Raw genomic sequence first — 23,033 nt, forward strand, 5'->3', positions numbered from 1 at the left:
AAGCCAGCGCGCCGTACCCTTTTCAGCAACAAGAGGAGAAGGCTATGACCGACATCACATTACACTCTCATCACTCCCGCGTCTGGCGCATTATGCCCGGCCTGCTGCTGAGCGGCGCGATTACCGCGGCCGCACTGTGGCTGGGCTCCCTGCCCGCCGTTGCTGGCTTCGGCCTGAGCGCGTTAACGCTGGCGATCCTGCTCGGTATGGTGCTGGGCAATACGCTCTACCCGGCGCTGCATCGCCACTGCGACAGCGGCGTGCTGTTTGCCAAACAGCATCTGCTGCGGCTCGGCATTATCCTGTATGGCTTTCGTTTGACCTTTTCCCAGATTGCTGACGTCGGCGTCAGCGGCGTGCTGATCGATGTGCTGACCCTCTCCAGCACCTATATGCTGGCCTGTTTTCTTGGGCAAAAAGTTTTCGGGCTGGACAAGAAAACCAGCTGGCTGATTGGCGCAGGCAGCAGCATCTGCGGCGCGGCGGCGGTGCTGGCAACAGAGCCGGTCGTTAAAGCGGAGGCGAGCAAAGTGACCGTCGCCATCGCCACGGTGGTGATTTTCGGCACGCTGGCGATCTTTATCTACCCGGCGCTGTGGCCGCTGCTTGCACCGTGGTTCAGCCCGCAAACCTATGGCATCTGGATTGGTTCCACGGTGCATGAAGTGGCGCAAGTGGTCGCCGCCGGTCACGCCGTCAGCCCGGAGGCGGAGAATGCGGCAGTAATTGCGAAAATGCTGCGCGTGATGATGCTGGCTCCCTTTTTACTGCTGCTGGCTGCGCGGGTGAAACAGCTCAGCCCGCAAGAGGGTAACGAGAAAAGCAAGGTGACGATCCCGTGGTTTGCCCTCGGCTTTGTAGCGGTGGCGGTATTTAACTCCTTTCACCTGTTGCCGCCCGCAGCGGTGAACATGCTGAACACCCTGGATACGCTGCTGCTGGCAATGGCGATGGCCGCACTTGGCGTGACCACCCATATCAGCGCGCTGAAAAACGCCGGAGCGAAACCGCTGGTGATGGGGCTGCTGCTCTTTATCTGGCTGATTGTCGGCGGCGGCGCAATCAATCTGCTGGTTCACACGGTGATGGCATAAAGCACTACATCTCTGCCCTGCAGACCCGCTATGATGTCGGTTTTCCCCCGGCGGGTCTTTACAGGAGTGTTTATGAAATTCATTGGTGCGCATGTTAGCGCCTCAGGCGGCGTCGCAAATGCGGCCATCCGCGCCGCCGAGCTGGACGCAACGGCGTTCGCGCTGTTTACCAAAAATCAGCGTCAATGGCGCGCCGCGCCGTTAACCACGGAAACGATTGATGCATTTAAAGCCGCGTGTGAAGCGCACAACTATTCGCCCGCGCAAATCCTGCCCCACGACAGCTATCTGATTAACCTCGGTCATCCGGTTGATGAGGCGCTGGAGAAATCCCGCGAGGCGTTTATTGATGAGCTATCCCGCTGTCAGCAACTGGGGCTGACGCTGCTCAATTTCCACCCCGGCAGCCACCTGCAACAGATCCCGGAAGAGAAATGCCTGGCGCGTATTGCGGAATCTATCAACATTGCGCTGGCGCGGACCGAAGGCGTCACCGCGGTGATTGAAAACACCGCCGGTCAGGGCAGCAACCTCGGCTTTCGCTTTGAGCATTTAGCGGCGATTATCGATGGGGTTGAAGATAAATCCCGCGTCGGCGTCTGCATTGATACCTGTCACGCGTTTGCCGCCGGTTACGATCTGCGTAGCGAAGAGGCAACCGCCGCCACCTTTGCCGAGTTCGACCGCGTGGTGGGCTTCAAATACCTGCGCGGGATGCACCTGAATGATGCGAAAAGCGGCTTTGCCAGCCGGGTTGACCGCCATCACAGCCTCGGCGAAGGCAATATTGGCCACGATGCGTTTCGCTGGATCATGCGCGACACGCGCTTCGACGGCATTCCGCTGATCCTCGAGACCATTAACCCGGATATCTGGGTGGAAGAGATCGCGTGGCTTAAAGCGCAGCAGTATGCAGAAACCACCGCCGGGTAATTCCCTGCGAGCCGTAGGCCGGATAAGGCGTCAGCCGCCATCCGGCAAGGGCGCAATGCCTGATGGCGCTTTGCTTATCAGGCCTACAAAAGCAAAATCACCTGCGAGCCGTAGGCCGGATAAGGCGTCAGCCGCCGTTCGGCAATGGCGCAGTGCCTGATGGCGCTTTACTTATCAGGCCTACAAAAGCAAATCTGCCCTTTTGCGGGCATAAAAAAAGGCCGCTTAGCGGCCTTTTTCTGTTTCTACGGCTCAGGCAACTTTCGCAGCCATCTCCGTTTCCGGACGTTTCAGCAGGGCATACAGCAGGCCCGACAGCAGCGTACCGGCAACGATCGCCAACAGGTAACCAAGCACCGGGGTGATAGCACCCGGGATCAGCAGTACGAACAGGCCACCGTGCGGAGCCATCAGTTTAGCGCCAATCGCCATCGAAATGGCACCGGTCAGCGCGCCACCGGCAATACAGCACGGGATAACACGCATCGGATCGCGTGCTGCGAACGGAATCGCGCCTTCAGAGATAAAGCACAGACCCAGCACCAGCGCCGCTTTGCCCCCTTCACGCTGACCTTTGTCGAACTTGTTGCGTGCAACCAGCGTCGCCAGACCCATCGCCAGCGGTGGCACCATACCGGCCGCCATAATCGCTGCCATCGGTGCGTAGGTTTGCGTACTCAGCAGCCCGACACCAAAGGCGTAGGCCGCTTTGTTCACCGGACCACCCATATCGGTACACATCATGCCACCGAGGATCGCGCCCAGCAGAACGGCGTTCGCCGTGCCCATGGTTTGCAGCCAGGAGGTGAGACCCGCGAGGATTTTCGCTACCGGCGTACCGATAAGGTAGATCATCGCCAGGCCAACAATCAGGCTGGAGAAGAGCGGAATAATCAGAATCGGTTTCAGCGCTTCCATACTTGGCGGCAGCTTAAAGCCTTTGCTGATCGCTTTCGCAATGTAACCGGCAAGGAAACCGGCAATGATACCGCCGATAAAGCCAGACCCGGTGCTTACCGCCAGCATACCGCCGATCAGACCCGGCGTCAGACCCGGACGGTCAGCAATCGAGAAGGCGATAAAGCCCGCCAGTACCGGCACCATCAACGCAAACGCCGTACCGCCGCCAATTTTCATCAGCGCCGCCGCCAGCGTCCCCTCTTCTTTAAACGCGGTAATACCAAAGGCGAAGGAGAGTGCAATCAGCAGACCGCCCGCCACCACCATTGGCAGCATATAAGAGACGCCGGTCAGCAGGTGACGATAGGCGCCCGCGCTCTCTTTTTTGCCTTCTGAAGATTCAGACTGCCCTTTGCCAGATGGCTGATAGGGCTTCGCTTCCGCCACCGCTTTATCCAGTTCCTGCACCGTTTTCTTCAGTGCAAGACCCGTCGAGGTGCGGTACATCGGTTTGCCGGCAAACTTCGCCAGGTCAACTTCGATATCCGCCGCGACGATAACTAAATCCGCCTGCGCCACCTCTTCCGGGGTGATGGCATTGCCTGCACCCACGGAACCGCGCGTTTCAACCTTCACCCACCAGCCGCGTTTTTTCGCTTCGGTTTCAATGGCTTCTGCCGCCATAAAGGTGTGCGCAACGCCGGTCGGACAGGCGGTCACAGCAACAATACGTTTTGGCCCTGCGGCCGGGGTTGCCGCCGCAGGTGCAGCAGCCGGTGCGCTGTAAGGCGTGGCGTGGTTCTTCGCTTCGCTCAGGAACAGCTCCGGGTGCGCGACCGCGCGATTGATATCGCCCAGCCAGACTTTCTTCCCGCCCAGCGCCGCGTCGTTCGGCAGCTGGCTACCCAATACGATCGCCAGTTCCGCGTCACCTGGGTTATCAACAAATTGCAGATTCGCTTTTTGCGCCGCCGCACCCAGCAGGGTCTTTGCCATATAGGCACGGGCCTGTCCGAGTTCAGCGTCGATGATCAGCAGCGTTTTCATTATGCCTCTCCTGCTGTTAGTTAAAGGGTTTTAAGTCAACGCGCGCCATCATCGCGGCTAACTGGGTACGATCGGTAATCCCTACGTTACTCTGACTGACCGCCAGTGCAGCGACAGCGGTGGCCAGGCGTAAAGTGTGCTCACTGGACTCACGCATCAGCAGGCCGTAAATCAGGCCGCCAACCATCGAATCCCCTGCGCCAACGGTGCTTACCACTTCCATTGACGGCGGTTTGGCGATCCATTCACCCGAAGCGTTGACCCACAGCGCCCCTTCTGCGCCCAGCGAAATCACCACGTGGGCGATCCCCTGCTCGCGAAGCGCGTGAGCGGCTTCAATAACGTCCTGCAATTCCGGCAGTTTACGACCGGCCCAGATCTCCAGCTCGCGACGGTTAGGTTTCACTAACCACGGTGCGGCTTTCAGCCCGGCAACCAGCGCGTCACGGCTGCTGTCGAAGATGATGCACGGGCACTGGCTGCGCAGGCGCGTCATCCAGTCGGTAAAGGCTTCCGGGCTGACGCCGGACGGCAGGCTGCCGCTGACGCAGACCATATCAAACTGACCAAGCCAGGTGAGCGAGTCGGCGACGAAACGCTCCCAGTCGGCCGGGGTGACTTCGAAACCGGAGAAGTTAAAGTCAGTCACTTCGCCATCTTTCTCGGTCAGCTTAACGTTGATGCGCGTACGCCCCTGCACTACCTGGAAACGGTTGGCAATGCCCAGCTCGCTGAACAGCTGCTGAAAACCGTCCTGGTTATCTTTACCGAGGAAACCGCCCACGGTGACGTCGATGCCCAGATCTTTCAGCACTTTGGCGACGTTGATCCCTTTACCGGCGGCGTGCAGCCCGGTGGTGCGCACCAGGTTGACTTCGCCACGCTCAACTTCCGGGGTGAAACCCACCAGATCGTAGGCCGGGTTTAAAGTAATTGTTGCGACTCTTCTGCTCATTTACGCTCCCTCTCCCAGGCCAGCTGCGATGGCGTCGCCAATCGCTTTCAGCGCCTGTTCAGCATCTTCGCCCTGTGCGGTAAAGCGCAGGCGGTGTCCTTTCTTCACGCCCAGCGCAACCACTTTCATCAGGCTGCGGCCATTTGCCGGTTTGCCTGACCCATCGAGGTTGGTGACAGTGATTTCGCTATTGAACTGTTTAATGGTGTTAACCAGCATGGTGCCCGGACGGGCATGCAGGCCGTGCTCGTTACGAATGACAAACTCTTCGCTGAGCAGATCGTCCGCGACCGCGTCGTCGCTGGTCAGCAGCGCCAGCAGCGTGGCGGCATCGGCATTCAGCAGACGGTCAGCTTTATTCGCCAGCAGCAGATCGCTCAGGCGCTTCAGCACAGCAACGGGTTGCTCATCGGCCATGGCGACGCTCACCAGCACGGCGGCGTTTTCGCCTTCCACTTCAAACGGTGTGGCGGCACGGCTGACGGCAACAGCACTCAGCAGGTTGCCCTCGGCGCTGTCGTTCAGCCAGATGCCCTGGCCGAGGTTCAGCGGCTGTTCGTTAATAGCACGGGTGACGTAGACGCTGTCGACCGCGCCCGCTTCTTTAAGACGCGCGGCGTTCAGCGCCTGCAGCGTCATCAGCGAGCTGGCGTTGACGTCCAGCGACAGGGTTTCGTTATCCAGCTTCAGCGCGCTGCTCTGCTTTTCGCCCATCAGCAATGCACGCAGCTCTTCAGCGGTGGTCGCGGATTGCAGCTGCGCGGCGACGGCGTCATCACTCAGCACGTGCGTCAGCTGACGCAGCAGGCCGAGGTGCTCATCGGAACTGGCGGCGATACCGATGGCAACGTAAGCCACCTGCCCTTCGCTCCACAGAATGCCCTGCGGGAACTGGAACACTTTGACGCCGGTTTTCAGCACCTGGTCGCGCGTGTCGGTGGTGCCGTGCGGAATGGCGATGCCGTTGCCAAGAAAGGTGGAGGTTTGCTGCTCGCGTGCGAGCATGCCATTGACGTAGCCTTCAGCCACGTTGCCGGCTTCGGTCAGTGCCGCCGCGATCTGGCGGATGGCCTCTTCTTTATTACCGGCCTGCTGGCCTGGATGGATGTCCTGAACGGATAACTGGAACATGTGACTCGTCTCCCGCTGAAATTGAATCGTTTCAGCTTACATAAGAAAGATTACGTCACCGCCGTGGTTCAGAGACAATGCGATGACGCTGAAACGTTTCAAGGAGTCTTGACCTTTTTTGCTCGACGATCAAGAAATCTCTCATTTGGCATTTAAGAATTTTGAGGCACTGCACATTTTACAGACCGTTAAGGGAAATTTGCTGACGCGAAATTGGCCGTCAGCTTATCGCCTTCAGCCTGTTCAGCTTTGAAAGGAATTACGGCGCGGTCTGCTGTTCGAGATCGAGGAGGTAGGTCATCGCCTGTTCGCGCGTTGAGCCGCACATCTCCAGGCTCGGTTGCAGCCCGGCGCACACTTTTGGCCGCAACGGTGAGCCAAAAAGCTTGCAGCGCTGATGTCCATCAAGCTGCACACAGGGGGTGTTGGCCGGTTTACCGTTGGGCATGCCGGGGATCGGGCTGGTAATGGACGGGGCAGTACAGCAGGCTCCGCAGTCCGGGCGGCAGTGCATAGCGGCTCTCTTATTGGCGTCGACGCGCTGAAGTAGCGCGTTGCGGGGCACGCTATCATCTTTTACCCATGCAACGCAAAACTCAGCAATTCCCCTTGCCTGAAAAGGCCCTCGCGAGTAGTTTGTCGCGATATTTTGGTGAATTTCTTTTTTACAGGAACCTGGCAATGCCAAGAGCGAACGAAATCAAAAAAGGTATGGTGCTGAACTACAACGGCAAGCTGCTGATTGTAAAAGATATTGATATTCAGTCACCGAGCGCCCGCGGCGCAGCAACGCTGTATAAAATGCGCTTTGCCGATGTCCGCACCGGCCTGAAAGTTGAAGAGCGTTTTAAAGGCGACGACATTGTTGATACCGTCTCCCTGAACCGCCGTTTCGTTGACTTCTCCTATGTAGACGGCAACGAATATGTCTTCATGGATAAAGAAGATTACACGCCCTATACCTTTACCAAAGATCAGATTGAAGATGAGCTGCTCTTTATTCCGGAAGGTGGCATGCCGGATATGCAGGTGCTGCTGTGGGACGGCCAGCTGCTGGCGCTCGAACTGCCGCAGACTGTGGATCTTGAAATCGTTGAAACTGCACCGGGCATCAAAGGCGCATCTGCCAGCTCCCGTACCAAACCTGCCACGCTGAACACTGGCCTCGTCGTACAGGTGCCAGAGTACCTGACCACCGGCGAGAAGATCCGCATTCATATTGAAGAGCGCCGCTACATGGGCCGCGCAGATTAAATAAAAAAGCCTCCGCATGGAGGCTTTTTTTTCGCCCGCGAAAGCGAGCAGAGCGTTTACCGGCGGCTATTACAGCAGGTCGCGGAACAGCGTCTTCTTCAGCGCCAGCTCAACGCCGCGCACTTCCGCCATCCCTTTCAGGCGGCCAATCGCCGAGTAACCAGGGTTGGTTTTCTTGTGCAGATCGTCAAGCATCTGGTGGCCGTGATCCGGGCGGAACGGGATCGGGCGCAGATCGCCTGCTTTCTTACGACGCTGCTCTTCGCTAAGGATTGCCGCCACCACTGACACCATATCCACATCGCCCTGCAGGTGCGCCGCTTCGTGGAAGGTTTTCGGGTTCTCTTCGCGGCAGGTTGCGCGCAGATGGGTGAAGTGAATGCGATCGCCGAAGGTCTCGATCATCCGCACCAGATCGTTATCCGCCCGCACGCCGTAGGAGCCGGTGCACATGGTAAAGCCGTTGTTGATGCTGTCCACCGCCTCTTTCAGCCACTGCATATCTTCAATGGTGGAGACAATGCGCGGCAGGCCGAGGATCGGGCGCGGCGGATCGTCCGGGTGAACCGCCAGCCGCACGCCCACTTCCTGCGCCACCGGCACAATGGCGCGCAGGAAACAGGCCATATTTTCGCGCAGCTGTGCTTTGTCGATGCCGTCATACTCCGCCAGACGCGCGCGGAACTGATCCAGCGTATAGCCCTCTTCCGCCCCCGGCAGACCGGCAATGATATTGCGCGTCAGCTTTTCCACTTCCGCATCGCTCATCGCATTGAAATAGGCCTGCGCCTGGCGCTGCTCCTCTTCGCTGTAATCGGCCTGCGCCCCTTCGCGTTTAAGGATATGCAGCTCAAACGCGGCAAAGGCTATCTGGTCGAAGCGCAGCGCGCGTGAACCATCCGGCAACTGGTATTCCAGGTCGGTGCGCGTCCAGTCGAGGATCGGCATAAAGTTGTAGCAGACGGTATCAATCCCGCAGGTGGCGAGATTGCGGATGCTCTGCTGATAGTTGGCAATCCATTTGTCGCAATCGCCGGAGTGGGTTTTGATCTCTTCATGTACCGGAATACTTTCGACAACGGACCAGTAAAGCCCCTTTTCAGCCAGCAGGGCCTGGCGGGCTTTGATCTCTTCCACCGGCCACACCTGGCCGTTCGGAATGTGGTGCAGAGCGGTGACCACGCCGGTCGCGCCTGCCTGACGAACATCATCAAGAGAAACCGGATCGTTCGGTCCATACCAACGCCAGGTTTGTTCCATCGTCTTCCCCTCAAAAAAGTTGTTATACCAATACAGCGTGAAACATGACGACTACCATACATGCTTATAGAAAACGGTCAAATCCCGCCACAGCAATGATTGATCCAGCTCACATTCCCCGGATATTTAAGGCATACCAATTCTTTTTGCTGTCATATAACTTTACACTGCTATTGTTAATTATTGGTTAATCAGGTGTATAGAGATGAAAACAATTGCCTCCGCCACGCTGCCCGCTTCGGTGCAACAGCCTCAGTACGATCGCAGCCAGCTTCGTTCGCGCATCGTCCACTTCGGTTTTGGTGCCTTTCACCGCGCCCATCAGGCGTTATTAACCGACCGGGTGCTGAATGCGCAAGGCGGCGACTGGGGCATTTGCGAAATCAGCCTGTTTAGCGGCGATGTTTTAATGTCGCAGCTGCGCGAGCAGGAATATCTCTATACGGTGCTGGAGAAAGGCGCCGACGGAAATCAGCCGATTATTATTGGCGCGGTGAACGAGTGCCTGAATGCCAAACTCGACACGCTGGCGGCGATTATTGAGAAGTTCTGCGAGCCGCAGGTGGCGATTGTCTCCCTGACCATCACCGAAAAGGGTTACTGCATCGACCCGGCCAGCGGTGAACTTGATCTCACCCAGCCGCGTATTGAGCACGATCTGAAATACCCGCATGAGCCGCACTCTGCGCCGGGCATTCTGGTAGAAGCCCTGCACCGCCGCCGCGAGCGCGGGCTACCGCCCTTTACCGTGCTCTCCTGCGACAACATTCCTGACAACGGCCACGTGGTGAAAAACGCCGTGCTCGGTATGGCGCAAACCCGCTCGCCGGAGCTGGCGCAGTGGATAGCGGAGCATGTCAGCTTCCCGGCCACCATGGTCGATCGCATTGTTCCGGCGGCGACCGACGAGTCGCTGGCGGAGATTGCCGACGTGCTCGGCGTGTTTGATCCCTGCGCCATCAGCTGCGAGCCGTTTATTCAGTGGGTAATAGAAGATAACTTTGTCGCCGGGCGTCCGGCGTGGGAAACGGCGGGCGTGCAGTTAGTGGAAGATGTGCAGCCGTGGGAGCAGATGAAGCTGCGCATGCTGAACGGCAGCCACTCCTTCCTCGCCTATTTAGGTTATCTCGCCGGGTTTGCCCATATTAATGAGTGTATGCAGGACGCGGCTTTCCGTGCGGCGGCGCGCCAGCTGATGCTCGATGAGCAAGCACCGACGCTGCGCATCAAAGGCGTCAATCTTAACGCCTACGCCGACAGCCTGCTTGAGCGCTTCGCTAACCCGGCGCTGAAACACCGCACCTGGCAGATTGCGATGGATGGTAGCCAGAAGCTGCCGCAGCGCCTGCTGGACGGGATCCGTATTCATCTTCAGCGCCAGAGCGACTGGCCGCTGCTGGCGCTCGGCGTCGCGGGCTGGATGCGCTATGTCAGCGGCGTCGATGATGCAGGCGAGACCATTGATATTCGCGATCCGCTGGCGGATAAAATCCGTGCCATCGTTGAGACCAGCAGCAGCGACGAGCGCGTCACGGCGCTGCTGACGCTGAAAGAGATCTTCGGCAACGATCTGCCGCATAACCCGGTGTTTGTCGATGCCGTCAGCCAGACCTGGCGCGCTATTGATACCCTCGGCGCACATGGCGCGGTGCAGCAGGCGGTCAACCCTTAACATTTTTTGCCCTCAACGCGGACGGATAGTGCGATGCGCCGTCCGCGCTCTTCTCTTTTCCGCTTTTTTTCGCCAGGATTGTGCGCTTGTGCTTTTTGATGACGCGGAGTTCCTGTGACGAAGACCAATCTGATTACCGGCTTTCTCGGAAGCGGCAAAACCACCTCCATTCTGCATTTGCTGGCCCATAAAGATCCGCAGGAGAAGTGGGCGGTGCTGGTGAATGAGTTTGGCGAAGTCGGCATTGATGGCGCCCTGCTCAGCGACAGCGGCGCCCTGCTTAAAGAGATCCCCGGCGGCTGCATGTGCTGCGTCAACGGCCTGCCGATGCAGGTCGGTCTCAACACCCTGCTGCGTCAGGGCAAACCCGATCGCCTGCTGATTGAGCCGACCGGGCTGGGTCACCCGAAGCAGATCCTCGATATGCTCACCGCACCGGTCTATGAACCGTGGATCGATCTGCGTGCCACGCTCTGCCTGCTCGACCCGCGCCAGCTGCTGGATGAGAAAGCGCTGAACAATGAGAACTTCCGCGACCAGTTAGCGGCAGCGGATATCATCATTGCTAATAAAGAGGATCGTGCCAGCGCCGAGAGCCAGCAGGCATTTGACGCATGGTGGGCTGAGTTTGGCGGCGATCGCCTGCGGGTGAACGCCACGCAGGGAGCGATTGACGGCAGCCTGCTCGACCAACCGCGCCGTAATCTGCGCGCCCTGCCAGAGAGCGCCGCGCACGATCATGCGCACGGTGAGAAAAAGGGGCTGGCGGCACTGAGTTTACCGGCGCATCAGCGCTGGCGTCGTAATTTGAATAGTGGCCAGGGGCACCACGCCTGCGGCTGGATTTTCGATGCCGATACGGTTTTCGATACCATTGGTCTGCTGGAGTGGGCGCGGCTTGCGCCGGTGTCGCGGGTAAAAGGGGTGATGCGTATTCCCGAAGGTTTGCTGCGGGTAAACCGCCAGGGTCAGGATTTGCATATTGAGACGCAAAACGCTGCGCCGCCCGATAGCCGGATAGAGTTAATCACCGACAGCGAGGCTGACTGGAACACGCTTCAATCGGCGCTGTTGAAGCTTCGTTTAAGTTAGCCGGACTACCGTGGCGTCCCTTAAACCTAAAAGAGCCTGCAAAATGAAAACCCGACTGCCTCTCATCGTGCTGCTGAATGCTGCTGGCCTGGCGCTGTTTTTCTCCTGGTATCTGCCGGTGAATCATGGTTTCTGGTTCCCGCTCGATTCAGCGATCTTCCACTTCTTTAACCATGGCCTCGCCGAGAACCGCGCCTACTTATGGTTTGTGGCCCTGACCAACAACCGCGCGTTTGATGCCTGCTCGCTGGTGGCGATGGGCTGTTTGATGCTCTCTTTCTGGCTGCCGGCAGATCCGGCCGGGCGTCGGCGCGTGGTGATGATTGGCCTGACCATGCTGCTGCTGGCGCTGGTGATAAACCAGCTCGCGCAGCACATTATGCCGGTGAAGCGCGCCAGCCCGTCGCTCTCCTTTACCGACACCTATCGGGTGAGCGATCTGCTCAACTTCCCGACAAAAGATGCCTCGAAAGATAGCTTCCCTGGCGACCACGGTATGATGCTGCTGATTTTTGCTGCGGTAATGCTGCGTTATTTCGGTAAAAAGGCCTTCGCCATCGGAATTCTTATATTTGCCATATTTGCGTTCCCGCGCGTAATGATTGGCGCGCACTGGTTTACGGATATTGCCGTCGGTTCACTCTCTGCGGTGTTGATTGGCCTGCCCTGGTGCCTGATGACGCCGCTGAGCGATAAGATCGTGGCGTTATTCGATCGTTATTTGCCTGGGAAAAACAAAATTTAAACACTTAAATAACATTTACCGCCGCCGGGAAGAGGCGATCATTAGCGTCCTTAATGTAAATTCCCGGCGGTTGCCTGAGTGTGTCATTTTTTAGCCAACTCAATCGCCTTTAAAAAGAGCATTTTGCCCGCTATTTCTCTTTATTTGTCCATTTATTGACCAAACGCATGAATTCACTTTCTGTATCACAATTTCTTATAAAAAAGTGATGAAAAGCACTCGCCTTGCATTAGATGTTCAGGTAACCTCGGTCCGTCTTGTCGCAAAGAGTGCTCTTTTACTCTCTGCGCGGTAATTTGTGCGTTTCGCCACAAATTCTGGCTCGAGTATTTGTCTTGAAACATTCAGATAATTAATCTCGCTGCGTTTGGCATTTTTCATAACGATATTATCGTTAAGGACTTCAAGGGAAAATAAGCAACATGGTCAAGTCTCAGCCGATCTTGAGATATATCGTGCGGGCGATACCCGCGATCGCAGTAGCGGTTCTGCTTTCAGCTTGTTCAACAAATACCGCCAAGAATATGCATCCTGAGACGCATGCTGTGCCCGAAGATAGCTCTTCACTGCAAGCCTCTCAGGATGAATTTGAAAACCTGGTACGTAATCTGGATGTTAAAAACCGGCTTATGGATCAGTATGCAAGTTGGAAAGGCGTTCGCTACCGTCTAGGCGGCGACACCAAGAAAGGCATCGACTGTTCTGGCTTTGTGCAGCGCACCTTCCGCGAACAGTTTGGTTTAGAGCTGCCGCGTTCCACATGGGAACAGCAGGAGACCGGTAAGTCTATTTCGCGCACCAGTCTGCGCACCGGCGATCTGGTTCTCTTCCGTGCAGGCTCTACCGGACGTCATGTCGGCATCTACATTGGTAATAACCAGTTTGTTCATGCCTCCACCAGCAGTGGTGTGATGATTTCTAACCTTGATGAGCCATACTGGAAGAAGCGCTATAACGAAGCGCGACGCATCCTGACACGCAGCTAATCGCTTTATGCCGGTTACCCTTGGCTGGCGTAAAGTTATAAAAAACACTGCTTCGGCAGTGTTTTTTTATGTCTCCAATATGCTATACGAAGCTTTCCGGGTTTTATTTCGTTTATATCCCGCTTTATATGCGAAATATGATGAACCGCTAACATAGGCTCAGCATCATGCTTACCCGTAACGTTACCGTTAACCGACGCGTTGTGCTTATTAGCCTGCTAACCGGCGTGCTCGTTGCCATGCTGGTCGGCGGTATTCAGTTCTGGCTAGAGCAGCAAAAGCGGGAAGCCCGCTACGATACGCTGCTGAGCAGTATTCAGGCCTCCTACGCCAGTTACTTCAGCACTATTCGCGCCGCGGCAGAAACGCTGCACCCGCTTACGCTCGACAGCTGTGAAGAGGCCGCCAGCGAGCTCACCTCCAAAGCTGCCTTCAGCCAGAATGTGCGCGCCTTTCTGTTAGTAAAAGATCAGCGCGCCTACTGTTCGTCCGCCACTGGTGATATGGATGAGCCGATGAAACGGCTGATTCCGGGTATCGATATTAATAAACCCACCGATATGGTGATTTTGCCCGGTACGCCGATGATGCCGACGCAGCCGGTAATTGCACTCTGGTTTCGCAGCCCGCTACTGGATAACCGCGGCGTACTTGCCACGCTCAATATCAATCTCGCCCCCTATATGCTTTACACCGCGCAAATCCCCGATCTTAACGGCCTTGCGCTCGGCATCGGCGATCGCGCACTGACCACCTTCTCAGGCAGACCACTGCTGTTGAGTCATTTGCATCAGACGCCCTATCTGAGCGCGCAGGTCGAAGGTTCGCCGGTCAGGCTCTATCTCTACGCCGATAAATGGCAAATGGAGGATCTCCAGTTCGCGCTGCTGCTGGGTGCCACGGTCGGTATGCTTGCCGGTCTGCTGAGCGCGGCAATGCTCGCGATTCATCTGCGCCCCGGCCGGGAGATCCTCACAGCGATTAAGCGCGACCAGTTTTATGTCGTCTATCAGCCGGTGGTCAGTGGCGCGGAGTTAAAAGTGACCGGTTTTGAAGTATTAATGCGCTGGAAGCACCCGACCGCCGGCGAAATCCCGCCCGATGCCTTTATTCATTTTGCCGAAGCGCAGCAGCTCATTGTGCCGCTGACCCTGCACCTGTTTAAGCTTGTCGCGCGCGATGCGCCGGTTTTAAAAACGCTGCTGCCTGAAGGGGCGAAAATGGGCATCAATATTGCGCCCGGTCATCTGCATGCACCGAGCTTTAAACAGGATATGCAGCAGTTTGCCCATGCCCTGCCCCCGCACCACTTCAGCCTGGTGCTGGAGATCACCGAGCGCGATATGCTCAAGCATGACGAGGTTAATGAGATCTTCCAGTGGCTGCATGATGAAGGGTTTGAGATCGCCATTGATGATTTTGGCACCGGTCATAGCGCGCTGATCTACCTTGAGCGTTTCACCCTCGACTTCCTGAAGATCGATCGCGGGTTTGTTAACGCCATCGGCACGGAGACCGTCACCTCACCGGTGCTTGACGCCGTGCTGACGCTGGCGAAACGTCTCAATATGCTCACCGTGGCGGAAGGGGTGGAGACGCCGGAGCAGGTGCGCTGGCTGCGCGATCGCGGCGTGCACTATTTGCAGGGCTACTTTTTCAGCCGCCCGATGACGCTACAGCAGTTTATCGACTGGCGACCGCCGACATTTACTGCCCGGCTGTAGGCGGAAAAAGTTCACAACCGCCGATCCCTCCCCTATTATTCAAGCAGAAAAATTCACGCCTCCGTCGCATTGCGGTAAAAGGGATCCAGCAAATGAAGTGTGCGCGCATTGTTGCTCTGTTACTGGCGTTTATCGCCCTCGCCTGCCAGGCGCAGACCATTAAAGAGAGTGACAGCTTTGCGATTATCGGCGAACCGAAATACGCCGTTAACTTCTCCCATTTTGATTATGTGAACCCCGCCGCGCCGAAAGGCGGTAACGTGACGCTCGCTAATATCGGCACCTTTGATAACTTCAACCGTTTCGCCCTGCGCGGCAACCCGGCAGTGCGCACCGATGCGCTGTACGACGCCCTGTTCACCACCTCCGATGATGAGCCTGGCAGCTACTATCCGCTGATTGCCGAAACCACCCGCTATGCCGATGACTTCTCGTGGATGGAGATCTCACTCAATCCCCGCGCCCGCTTCCATGATGGCTCGCCGATCCGCGCCAGCGATGTCGCCTTCACCTTCCAGAAGTTTATGACCCAGGGGGTGCCGCAGTTTCGCATTGTCTATAAAGGCACGACGGTAAAAGCCATTTCGCCGTTGACCGTGCGCATTGAGCTGGCGAAGCCGGGCAAAGAGGATATGCTCAGCCTGCTGACGCTGCCGGTGATGCCGGAGAAGTTCTGGAAAGATCATAATCTTAGCGAGCCGCTTGCCCGCCCGCCGTTGAGCAGCGGGCCTTACCGCATCAGCAGCTGGCGCATGGGGCAGTATATTGCCTATACCCGCGTGCGCGATTACTGGGCTGCCGATCTGCCGGTCAACCGCGGCCGCTGGAACTTCAACAATATTCGCTATGACTACTATCTCGACGACAACGTCGCTTTTGAGGCGTTTAAAGCCGGGTCTTACGATCTGCGCAGCGAAGATAGCCCGAAAAACTGGGCCACGCGCTATATCGGCACCAATTTCGCGCGCGGCTATATCGTTAAAGATGAACAGACCAACCACTCGGCGCAGGATGCGCGCTGGCTGGCGTTTAATATCCAGCGCCCGGTGTTCGCCGACCGGCGGGTTCGTGAAGCTGTGTCACTGGCCTTTGACTTCGAGTGGATGAACAAAGCGCTGTTTTATGGTGCCTACAGCCGGGCGAACAGCTACTTTATCAACACCGAATATGCCGCGCGTAACTACCCGGATGCCGACGAGCTAACGCTACTGGCACCGTTAAAAGATCAGATCCCGCCTGAAGTGTTTACGCAGATCTACTCCCCGCCCACCTCAAGCGGCGACGGCTACGATCGCCAGAACCTGCTGAAAGCCGATAAGCTGCTGAACGATGCCGGCTGGGTGCTGAAAAATCAGCAGCGGGTGAATGCCAAAACCGGCAAGCCGTTTGTTTTTGAACTGCTGCTCCCCTCCGGTGGAAATGTGCAGTGGGTGCTGCCCTTCCAGCACAATCTCGCTCGCCTCGGCATCACCATGGAGTTACGCCAGGTGGATAACTCGCAGGCGACCAACCGCATGCGCAGCCGCGATTACGACATGATGCCGCGTCTGTGGCGCGCGCAGCCGTGGCCGAGCGGCGACCTGCAAATCTCCTGGGGTTCCGCCTATATCGACTCCTCCTACAATGCGCCGGGGGTAAAAAACCCCGCTATCGACACCCTGCTCGCACAGATTGCCCGCTGGCAGGGGAACAAAGAGAAGCTGTTGCCGCTCGGACGCGCGCTGGATCGCGTGCTGACGTGGAACTATTACATGCTGCCGATGTGGTATATGGCGGCCGATCGCCTTGCGTACTGGGACAAGTTCTCCATGCCCGGCATTCGCCCCGTCTACTCAATTGGGTTTGATACCTGGTGGTATGACGTAAACAAGGCGGCGAAACTGCCCGCCGCCAGACGTTAAGGAGACGGGATGGGTGCCTATCTCATTCGCCGCTTATTGCTGCTGATCCCCACCCTGTGGGCGATTATTACCATCAACTTTTTTATTGTGCAGATTGCGCCCGGCGGCCCGGTCGATCAGGCGATTGCCGCCATTGAGTATGGCGATCAGGGGCGGCTGCCCGGCACTGGTGGAGGGGGAACGGGCGCAGGCCATGCGCGCACCGGGGTCGGCGATGTGCTGACCAACGATAGCCACTATCGCGGCGGACGCGGCCTCGACCCGCAGGTGATTGAAGAGATAAAGAAGCGCTACGGCTTCGATAAACCGCTCTCCGAGCGCTACTTCAAAATGCTGTGGGATTATGCGCGCTTCGATTTCGGCGACAGCCTGTTTCGCAGCGCCTCGGTGCTGCAACTGATTAAAGAGAGCCTGCCGGTCTCTATCACTCTTGGCCTGTGGGGCACGCTGATTATCTATCTGGTGTCGATTCCGCTTGGGATCCGCAAAGCAGTCTACAGCGGCAGCCGGTTTGATATCTGGAGCAGCGCGCTGATTATTATCGGCTACGCGATTCCGCCGTTTCTGTTCGCCATTTTGCTGATCATCTTCTTCGCCGGTGGCAGCTATTATGACTTCTTCCCATTGCGCGGGCTGGTGTCGACGGATTTCGCCACGCTGCCCTGGTATAAGCAGGCCGCCGACTATCTCTGGCACATTACGCTGCCGGTGCTGGCGACGGTGATTGGCGGTTTTGCCGCGCTGACGATGCTCACCAAGAACTCCTTTCTCGATGAGATCCGCAAGCAGTATGTGGTGACGGCGCGCGCCAAAGGGGTGAGCGAGCGCAATATCATGCGCAAACATGTTTTTCGCAACGCCATGCTGCTGGTGATTGCCGGTTTCCCGGCGACTTTTGTCAGCATGTTCTTTACCGGTTCGCTGATGATCGAGGTGATCTTCTCCCTCAACGGTCTCGGCCTGCTGGGCTATGAAGCGACCGTCTCGCGGGATTACCCGGTGATGTTCGGCACGCTCTATATCTTCTCCCTTATCGGCCTGCTGCTGAATATTGTCAGCGATATCACTTATACGCTGGTCGATCCGCGTATCGATTTCGAGGGGCGCTGATGTTCAGACTCAGTTATGTTAACCAGGCGCGCTGGGCGCGTTTTCGCCATAACCGCCGTGGATACTGGTCGTTATGGATCTTTGTCGTGATTTTTGTCCTGAGCCTCTGCTCAGAGCTGATCGCTAATGATAAGCCGCTGCTGGTGCGCTATCAGGGCGAGTGGTTTGTGCCGCTGGTGAAAAACTACAGCGAAAGCGACTTTGGCGGCCCGTTTGCCACACCGGCGGATTACCAGGATCCGTGGCTGCAAAAGCAGCTTAACGAGCACGGCTGGGCGCTGTGGGCACCGGTGCGTTTCGGTGCGCGCAGCATTAACTACGCGACAACGCAGCCCTTCCCCTCTCCGCCGTCGGCGCAAAACTGGCTCGGCACCGACGCCAACGGCGGCGATGTGCTGGCGCGCATTCTCTACGGTACGCGCATCTCGCTGCTGTTCGGCCTGCTGCTGACGCTCAGCTCCAGCGTCATCGGCATTGTGGTCGGTGCAATACAAGGTTATTACGGCGGCAAAATCGATCTCTTCGGCCAGCGCTTTATTGAGGTGTGGTCCGGGCTGCCGACGCTATTCCTGATAATTCTACTCTCAAGCGTGATCCAGCCCGGCTTCTGGTGGCTGCTCGGCATTACCGTGCTGTTCGGCTGGATGACGCTGGTGAGCGTGGTGCGCGCCGAGTTCCTGCGTACGCGCAATTTTGACTATATCCGCGCCGCGCAGGCGATGGGCGTCAGCGATGGCGCGATTATGCTGCGCCATATGCTGCCCAATGCGATGGTGGCGACGCTAACCTTCTTCCCCTTTATTCTCAGCGGCTCGGTCAGCACCCTCACCTCCCTCGATTTTCTCGGTTTCGGGCTGCCTCTCGGTTCCCCGTCTCTCGGCGAACTGCTGCTGCAGGGCAAAAATAATTTGCAGGCTCCGTGGCTCGGCATCGCGGCGTTTGTCTCAACGGCGCTGCTGCTGTCGGTGCTGATCTTTATCGGCGAAGCGGTGCGCGACGCGTTTGATCCCAATAAGGCGGTGTGAGATGGCTTCCCCTTTACTGACTATTGACGCGTTAACCATCGCCTTTCGCCAGCAGGCGACCACCCGCACGGTGGTGGAGGATCTCTCCCTGCGCATTGAAGCGGGCGAAACGCTGGCGCTGGTGGGCGAGTCCGGCTCCGGCAAGAGCATCAGTGCGCTGTCGATTCTGCGCCTGCTCCCCTCGCCGCCGGTGGTCTACCCCTCTGGCGATATTCTGTTTCATGGCGAATCGCTGCTGCATGCCAGCGAGCGCACCCTGCGCGGCGTGCGCGGCAACAAGATCGCCATGATTTTTCAGGAGCCGATGGTCTCGCTCAACCCGCTGCATACGCTAGAAAAACAGCTTTATGAAGTGCTCTCCCTGCACCGGGGAATGCGCCGGGAAGCGGCGCGGGCCGAGATGCTCGACTGCCTCGATCGCGTCGGCATCCGTAATGCGCGCAGCCGCCTCGGCGACTTCCCGCATCAGCTTTCCGGCGGCGAGCGCCAGCGTGTGATGATCGCCATGGCGCTGTTAACGCGCCCTGAACTGCTGATTGCCGATGAGCCAACCACCGCGCTGGATGTCTCCGTGCAGGCGCAGATCCTCACCCTGCTGCGGGAGCTGCGCGACGAGCTGAATATGGGGCTGCTGTTTATCACCCATAACCTGAATATTGTGCGCAAGCTGGCGGATAACGTGGCAGTGATGCAAAACGGCCGCTGCGTGGAGCAGAACCGCGCGCAAGCCCTGTTCAGCGCGCCGAACCACCCCTATACGCAAAAACTGATCAACAGCGAGCCGCACGGTGAGCCGGTGCCGCTCCCACCCGTCGAACAACCGCTGTTGCAGGTGGAGAAACTCGGCGTCAGCTTCCCGGTGCGTAAAGGTATTTTCCGCCGCGTGGTCGCGCAAAACGCGGTGGTCAAAGGGATCTCTTTTACCCTGCGCGCCGGTGAAACGCTGGGGCTGGTGGGCGAATCCGGCTCCGGGAAAAGCACAACCGGCCTTGCGCTGCTGCGGCTGGTCAACGCCGAGGGGACGATTCTGTTCGACGGCAAACCGCTGCATTTGTGGAGCCGCAAGCAGATGCTGCCGGTGCGCCACCGCATTCAGGTGGTGTTTCAGGACCCTAATTCGGCGCTGAACCCGCGCCTCAATGTGCAGCAGATTATCGAAGAGGGGTTACGCGTGCATCAGCCTGAGCTGTCGCGCGAAGCCCGCGAGCAGCGGGTGATCGAGGTGATGCAGGAGGTGGGGCTGGATGCGCAGACGCGCCAGCGTTATCCGGCAGAGTTTTCCGGCGGCCAGCGCCAGCGTATCGCCATTGCCCGGGCGCTGATTATGAAACCGGAGCTGATTATTCTGGATGAACCAACCTCATCGCTGGACCGCACCGTGCAGGCGCAGATCCTGGCGCTCCTGAAGTCGCTTCAGCAGACGCACCGGCTGGCCTATATCTTTATCAGTCACGATCTGCATCTGGTGCGCACCCTCTGCCACCAGGTGATTGTGCTCAAACAGGGCGAAGTGGTGGAACAGGGCGAGTGTCGGCGGGTATTTGACGAACCTCAGCAGGCGTATACACGCCAGCTGCTGGCGCTGAGCTGAGGTTCAGAACGGATTGTAGTTGGAGAAAGGTTCCGCAATGGCAACGCCAAAGTTTTTCAGGCGGCAGGTGGCGGCAAACTCATCCTGGCTGTGGACGAAGAGGCACGGCTCGCCTTCGCACTCGACTACCGAGCAGTCGACTTCGATATCGCTGAGCGCCTGGCTAAGTTTATGCATTACCGGCCAGGCGTTATCGCCATCCGGACTGAGCAGTTTTAATGCCACCAGCGCGTCGTCCGCCGCGTGTCCATTTTGCGGAATCGGTTCAACTTTGGCACCTGCAAAACCCTCACGCCAGCGATAGCACTGGGGCAAACGGTGGATGATTGAGAGCTGTAATGTATTCACTTTCTTTCCCCAGAAGCACTTTCGCTTCACAAATATTTCACATCTAGATTAACACACTATTCACATTTCATCCTGCCAGCGGCAGAGAAAAGGTTGCACCCCGCGTAGTGTGTGGGTTTGCCGCGCTTTTATCAGCATGTTATGAACGCGTCGGCAGGCCAACTTTTCGGCTATATGTACCCGTTTATGAGATCTAACTCAACCTTTTTCACTACAAAGATGTGACTTTTTACACGACAGGATTTTACATAAAAGAAACAAAAAGCCCAAAAAGAGAACGGCTTTTGCTTGATATGCATCAACGCAGGGAGCGGTTTACGCTCCCTGTTGAAGGGAGGTTATGCCGCTTTTTTCGTCCGGCTGGCATAGAGATAGAAGAGAACCGAACAGGTGGCGCAGAAGGTCATCGACCAGATCATTGGCCAGGCGGTGTTGAAGGTGGCGAGCGACAGCAGCGCGCCAACAATCGCCCCGATACCGAAACGGAAGGTGCCCGCCAGCGATGAGGCGGTGCCGGCCATGTGCGGGAATTCGTCGAGGATCACCGCCATCGCGTTCGATGCAACCAGCGTTACGCAACCAACAAACGCCGCCACGCCGATTACCAGCGTCCAGAAACCGACATCCAGCAGCGCGGTCACCACCATCCATAGCGCCATCACGAACTGGATCCACAGCCCGCTGCGGAACATATTCAGCGCGCCAACCCGGCGCACAAAGCGGCCGTTGATAATGGTCAGAATGAACAGGAAGACGATATTGAGCGCAAAGTAGTAGCCAAAATCCTGCGGCGAGACGTGGTTGATTTCGATATAGACAAACGGCCCGGCGCTGAGGAAGGAGAACATCCCGGCAAAGCTGAAGCCGCTGGCGAGCATATAACTGAGCACACGTTTATGGCGAAACAGCGAAGCAAAGTTACCAAGCGTGGTGCGGAAGTGGAACTTATGCCGCTTCTCCACCGGTAAAGTTTCACGGATGAAAAAGGCGATCATGCCGGAAGCCAGCAGCGCCGCCAGCGCGAGGATCCAGAAGATGGCGTGCCAGTTGAACCACACCAGCACCGCGCCGCCGATCATCGGTGCCAGCAGCGGCGCAATGGTGGTCACCATCATGACAAAGGACATCATGCGCGAGAACTCTTCGCGCGGGTAGATATCGCGCATCAGGGCGTTGATCACCACGCTGGCTGCCGCGGCGGCGAGGCCGTGCAAAAAGCGCATGAAGATAAGCTGCTCGATACTTTGCGCCAGCGCGCAGGCCACCGCTGCGACGGCGAACACCAGCGTGCCGCCGAGGATCACCGGCTTGCGTCCGATGCTGTCTGCCATCGGGCCATAGAAGAGCTGACCAATGGCAAAGCCGAGGATGTAGCTGCTCAGGGTCATCTGCGCGCTGCCGGCCGGTACGCCGAACTGCCCGGCAATCACCGGCAAGGCGGGCAGATACATATCAATCGACAGCGGCATCAGCATGGCCAACAGGCCAAGGATAAAGACAATACTCAATGATGAGTGTGGCCTGCTGGTCACGGCAGCAATCTCCTGAAGTTAGCGGGTGAGCATGCCAACGCTGGCAATTTCATCCTCGGTAAGCGCGCGGTACTCCCCCGGCGCCAGGTCGTCATCCAGACGGATGCCGCCAATGCGTTCGCGATGCAGGCCAACAACGTGGTTGCCCACGGCGGCAAACATGCGCTTCACCTGATGATAGCGACCTTCGCTAATGGTCAGGCGCACCTGCGTCGGTGTAATCACCTCCAGCACGGCGGGTTTGGTGAGATCTTTTTCATTATGCAGCTGAACACCGTGGGCGAACTGCTCGGCGGTGTCTTCTGCAACCGGCGACTCCAGCGTCACCAGGTAGGTTTTTTCGCAGTGATGGCGCGGCGAGGTAATGCGGTGCGACCACTGACCATCATCGGTCATCAGCACCAGACCGGTGGTGTCGATATCGAGACGCCCGGCGGCGTGAAGCTTGTGCGCAACCGGCTCGTCGAGGAAGTAGAGCACCGTCGGGTGATCGGGATCTTCGGTAGAACAGACGTACCCTTCCGGTTTATGCAGCATAAAGTAGCGCGGGCCGGTCTGCTGAACGAGGGTATTGCCGTTGTACTCAACCTCGTGTTCCGGTTGCAGTTTAAAGGCGGCATCGCGGACGATCTCGCCATTGACCGTAACACGGCTGCCGCGGATTTCGCGCCCGGAAATGGCGCGGCTTACGCCAAGTTGCTGAGCGATAAACTTATCAAGTCGCATGAAATTT

20 protein-coding genes are annotated in these 23,033 nt (G+C 57.5%); 12 read left to right on the forward strand and 8 right to left on the reverse strand.

What is annotated here, in order from left to right; translation table 11 throughout:
• Positions 1–44: 44 nt before the first annotated feature.
• Positions 45–1,094 carry a YeiH family putative sulfate export transporter gene (locus ACWPW2_RS13415; RefSeq protein WP_454123465.1) on the forward strand — a complete coding sequence of 350 codons (1,050 nt, stop codon included), beginning with the start codon at positions 45–47 and terminating at the stop codon, positions 1,092–1,094.
• 72 nt (positions 1,095–1,166) lie between these two features.
• Positions 1,167–2,027, forward strand: a complete 861-nt coding sequence (gene nfo / locus ACWPW2_RS13420) for a deoxyribonuclease IV (RefSeq protein ID WP_454123467.1) — start codon at positions 1,167–1,169, stop codon at positions 2,025–2,027.
• A gap of 252 nt (positions 2,028–2,279) precedes the next feature.
• Here nfo and fruA read toward each other — a convergent pair whose 3' ends face one another.
• The 4 genes from fruA to ACWPW2_RS13440 form a co-directional block, all read right to left on the reverse strand.
• Positions 2,280–3,974, reverse strand: a complete 1,695-nt coding sequence (fruA, locus tag ACWPW2_RS13425; protein WP_279793022.1) for a PTS fructose transporter subunit IIBC — start codon at positions 3,972–3,974, stop codon at positions 2,280–2,282.
• A gap of 16 nt (positions 3,975–3,990) precedes the next feature.
• Positions 3,991–4,929 carry a 1-phosphofructokinase gene (gene fruK / locus ACWPW2_RS13430; protein ID WP_023479738.1) on the reverse strand — a complete coding sequence of 313 codons (939 nt, stop codon included), beginning with the start codon at positions 4,927–4,929 and terminating at the stop codon, positions 3,991–3,993.
• Positions 4,930–6,060, reverse strand: coding sequence for a fused PTS fructose transporter subunit IIA/HPr protein (gene fruB, locus ACWPW2_RS13435; protein WP_023479687.1), 1,131 nt, complete (start codon positions 6,058–6,060; stop codon positions 4,930–4,932).
• Between the two features lie 259 nt (positions 6,061–6,319).
• Complete coding sequence (locus ACWPW2_RS13440) at positions 6,320–6,574, reverse strand: YkgJ family cysteine cluster protein (RefSeq protein ID WP_454123662.1); 255 nt, start codon at positions 6,572–6,574, stop codon at positions 6,320–6,322.
• Between the two features lie 167 nt (positions 6,575–6,741).
• On the opposite strand from ACWPW2_RS13440, the gene yeiP reads away from it, so the two are divergent.
• Complete coding sequence (gene yeiP, locus ACWPW2_RS13445; RefSeq protein WP_023479652.1) at positions 6,742–7,314, forward strand: elongation factor P-like protein YeiP; 573 nt, start codon at positions 6,742–6,744, stop codon at positions 7,312–7,314.
• A 69-nt stretch (positions 7,315–7,383) separates the two neighbouring features.
• On the opposite strand, the gene uxuA is transcribed toward yeiP, so the two are convergent.
• Positions 7,384–8,574 carry a mannonate dehydratase gene (gene uxuA, locus ACWPW2_RS13450; protein ID WP_454123471.1) on the reverse strand — a complete coding sequence of 397 codons (1,191 nt, stop codon included), beginning with the start codon at positions 8,572–8,574 and terminating at the stop codon, positions 7,384–7,386.
• 205 nt (positions 8,575–8,779) lie between these two features.
• Here uxuA and ACWPW2_RS13455 point away from each other — a divergent pair, with 205 nt between their 5' ends.
• The 9 genes from ACWPW2_RS13455 (at position 8,780) to yejF (ending at position 20,420) form a co-directional block, all read left to right on the forward strand.
• Positions 8,780–10,246, forward strand: coding sequence for a mannitol dehydrogenase family protein (locus ACWPW2_RS13455; RefSeq protein ID WP_454123473.1), 1,467 nt, complete (start codon positions 8,780–8,782; stop codon positions 10,244–10,246).
• A gap of 114 nt (positions 10,247–10,360) precedes the next feature.
• Positions 10,361–11,338 carry a CobW family GTP-binding protein gene (locus ACWPW2_RS13460; RefSeq protein ID WP_454123475.1) on the forward strand — a complete coding sequence of 326 codons (978 nt, stop codon included), beginning with the start codon at positions 10,361–10,363 and terminating at the stop codon, positions 11,336–11,338.
• Positions 11,339–11,381: 43 nt separating this feature from the next.
• A complete protein-coding gene (locus ACWPW2_RS13465; protein ID WP_454123477.1) occupies positions 11,382–12,083 on the forward strand; it encodes a phosphatase PAP2 family protein in 702 nt (233 codons plus the stop codon).
• Positions 12,084–12,505: 422 nt separating this feature from the next.
• Positions 12,506–13,069 carry a bifunctional murein DD-endopeptidase/murein LD-carboxypeptidase gene (gene mepS, locus ACWPW2_RS13470; protein ID WP_023479708.1) on the forward strand — a complete coding sequence of 188 codons (564 nt, stop codon included), beginning with the start codon at positions 12,506–12,508 and terminating at the stop codon, positions 13,067–13,069.
• A 167-nt stretch (positions 13,070–13,236) separates the two neighbouring features.
• The gene (locus ACWPW2_RS13475; RefSeq protein ID WP_454123479.1) at positions 13,237–14,793 is read left to right on the forward strand and encodes a cyclic di-GMP phosphodiesterase; all 1,557 of its coding nucleotides are present in this window, start codon (positions 13,237–13,239) and stop codon (positions 14,791–14,793) included.
• Between the two features lie 92 nt (positions 14,794–14,885).
• Entirely contained in the window at positions 14,886–16,694 is a 1,809-nt protein-coding gene (locus ACWPW2_RS13480) for an extracellular solute-binding protein (RefSeq protein ID WP_454123481.1), read from the forward strand.
• 9 nt (positions 16,695–16,703) lie between these two features.
• Complete coding sequence (gene yejB / locus ACWPW2_RS13485; protein ID WP_454123483.1) at positions 16,704–17,804, forward strand: microcin C ABC transporter permease YejB; 1,101 nt, start codon at positions 16,704–16,706, stop codon at positions 17,802–17,804.
• The gene (locus ACWPW2_RS13490) at positions 17,804–18,829 is read left to right on the forward strand and encodes a microcin C ABC transporter permease (protein WP_023479815.1); all 1,026 of its coding nucleotides are present in this window, start codon (positions 17,804–17,806) and stop codon (positions 18,827–18,829) included. The genes yejB and ACWPW2_RS13490 overlap by 1 nt, the downstream gene beginning before the upstream one ends.
• 1 nt (position 18,830) lies before the next feature.
• A complete protein-coding gene (yejF, locus tag ACWPW2_RS13495; RefSeq protein ID WP_454123485.1) occupies positions 18,831–20,420 on the forward strand; it encodes a microcin C ABC transporter ATP-binding protein YejF in 1,590 nt (529 codons plus the stop codon).
• Between the two features lie 3 nt (positions 20,421–20,423).
• Here the strand turns inward: yejF and ACWPW2_RS13500 are convergent, their stop codons facing one another.
• The 3 genes from ACWPW2_RS13500 to rsuA all read right to left on the reverse strand — a co-directional run bounded on the left by ACWPW2_RS13500 (position 20,424) and on the right by rsuA (position 23,026).
• On the reverse strand, positions 20,424–20,768 hold the full coding sequence (locus tag ACWPW2_RS13500) for a YejG family protein (RefSeq protein WP_023479706.1): 345 nt from the start codon (positions 20,766–20,768) through the stop codon (positions 20,424–20,426).
• A gap of 338 nt (positions 20,769–21,106) precedes the next feature.
• On the reverse strand, positions 21,107–22,300 hold the full coding sequence (locus tag ACWPW2_RS13505) for a Bcr/CflA family multidrug efflux MFS transporter (protein ID WP_312118145.1): 1,194 nt from the start codon (positions 22,298–22,300) through the stop codon (positions 21,107–21,109).
• A gap of 18 nt (positions 22,301–22,318) precedes the next feature.
• On the reverse strand, positions 22,319–23,026 hold the full coding sequence (rsuA, locus tag ACWPW2_RS13510; protein ID WP_094421092.1) for a 16S rRNA pseudouridine(516) synthase RsuA: 708 nt from the start codon (positions 23,024–23,026) through the stop codon (positions 22,319–22,321).
• Between the last annotated feature and the right edge of the window lie 7 nt (positions 23,027–23,033).

This window comes from Kosakonia sp. Marseille-Q7440 (assembly GCF_965119485.1).

Coding starts and splice junctions, on each gene's coding strand:
- ACWPW2_RS13415 (WP_454123465.1), top strand. CDS start 45: ATGACCGACATCACATTACACTCTCATCACTCCCGCGTCTGGCGCATT.
- nfo (WP_454123467.1), top strand. CDS start 1,167: ATGAAATTCATTGGTGCGCATGTTAGCGCCTCAGGCGGCGTCGCAAAT.
- fruA (WP_279793022.1), bottom strand. CDS start 3,974: ATGAAAACGCTGCTGATCATCGACGCTGAACTCGGACAGGCCCGTGCC.
- fruK (WP_023479738.1), bottom strand. CDS start 4,929: ATGAGCAGAAGAGTCGCAACAATTACTTTAAACCCGGCCTACGATCTG.
- fruB (WP_023479687.1), bottom strand. CDS start 6,060: ATGTTCCAGTTATCCGTTCAGGACATCCATCCAGGCCAGCAGGCCGGT.
- ACWPW2_RS13440 (WP_454123662.1), bottom strand. CDS start 6,574: ATGCACTGCCGCCCGGACTGCGGAGCCTGCTGTACTGCCCCGTCCATT.
- yeiP (WP_023479652.1), top strand. CDS start 6,742: ATGCCAAGAGCGAACGAAATCAAAAAAGGTATGGTGCTGAACTACAAC.
- uxuA (WP_454123471.1), bottom strand. CDS start 8,574: ATGGAACAAACCTGGCGTTGGTATGGACCGAACGATCCGGTTTCTCTT.
- ACWPW2_RS13455 (WP_454123473.1), top strand. CDS start 8,780: ATGAAAACAATTGCCTCCGCCACGCTGCCCGCTTCGGTGCAACAGCCT.
- ACWPW2_RS13465 (WP_454123477.1), top strand. CDS start 11,382: ATGAAAACCCGACTGCCTCTCATCGTGCTGCTGAATGCTGCTGGCCTG.
- mepS (WP_023479708.1), top strand. CDS start 12,506: ATGGTCAAGTCTCAGCCGATCTTGAGATATATCGTGCGGGCGATACCC.
- ACWPW2_RS13475 (WP_454123479.1), top strand. CDS start 13,237: ATGCTTACCCGTAACGTTACCGTTAACCGACGCGTTGTGCTTATTAGC.
- ACWPW2_RS13480 (WP_454123481.1), top strand. CDS start 14,886: ATGAAGTGTGCGCGCATTGTTGCTCTGTTACTGGCGTTTATCGCCCTC.
- yejB (WP_454123483.1), top strand. CDS start 16,704: ATGGGTGCCTATCTCATTCGCCGCTTATTGCTGCTGATCCCCACCCTG.
- ACWPW2_RS13490 (WP_023479815.1), top strand. CDS start 17,804: ATGTTCAGACTCAGTTATGTTAACCAGGCGCGCTGGGCGCGTTTTCGC.
- yejF (WP_454123485.1), top strand. CDS start 18,831: ATGGCTTCCCCTTTACTGACTATTGACGCGTTAACCATCGCCTTTCGC.
- rsuA (WP_094421092.1), bottom strand. CDS start 23,026: ATGCGACTTGATAAGTTTATCGCTCAGCAACTTGGCGTAAGCCGCGCC.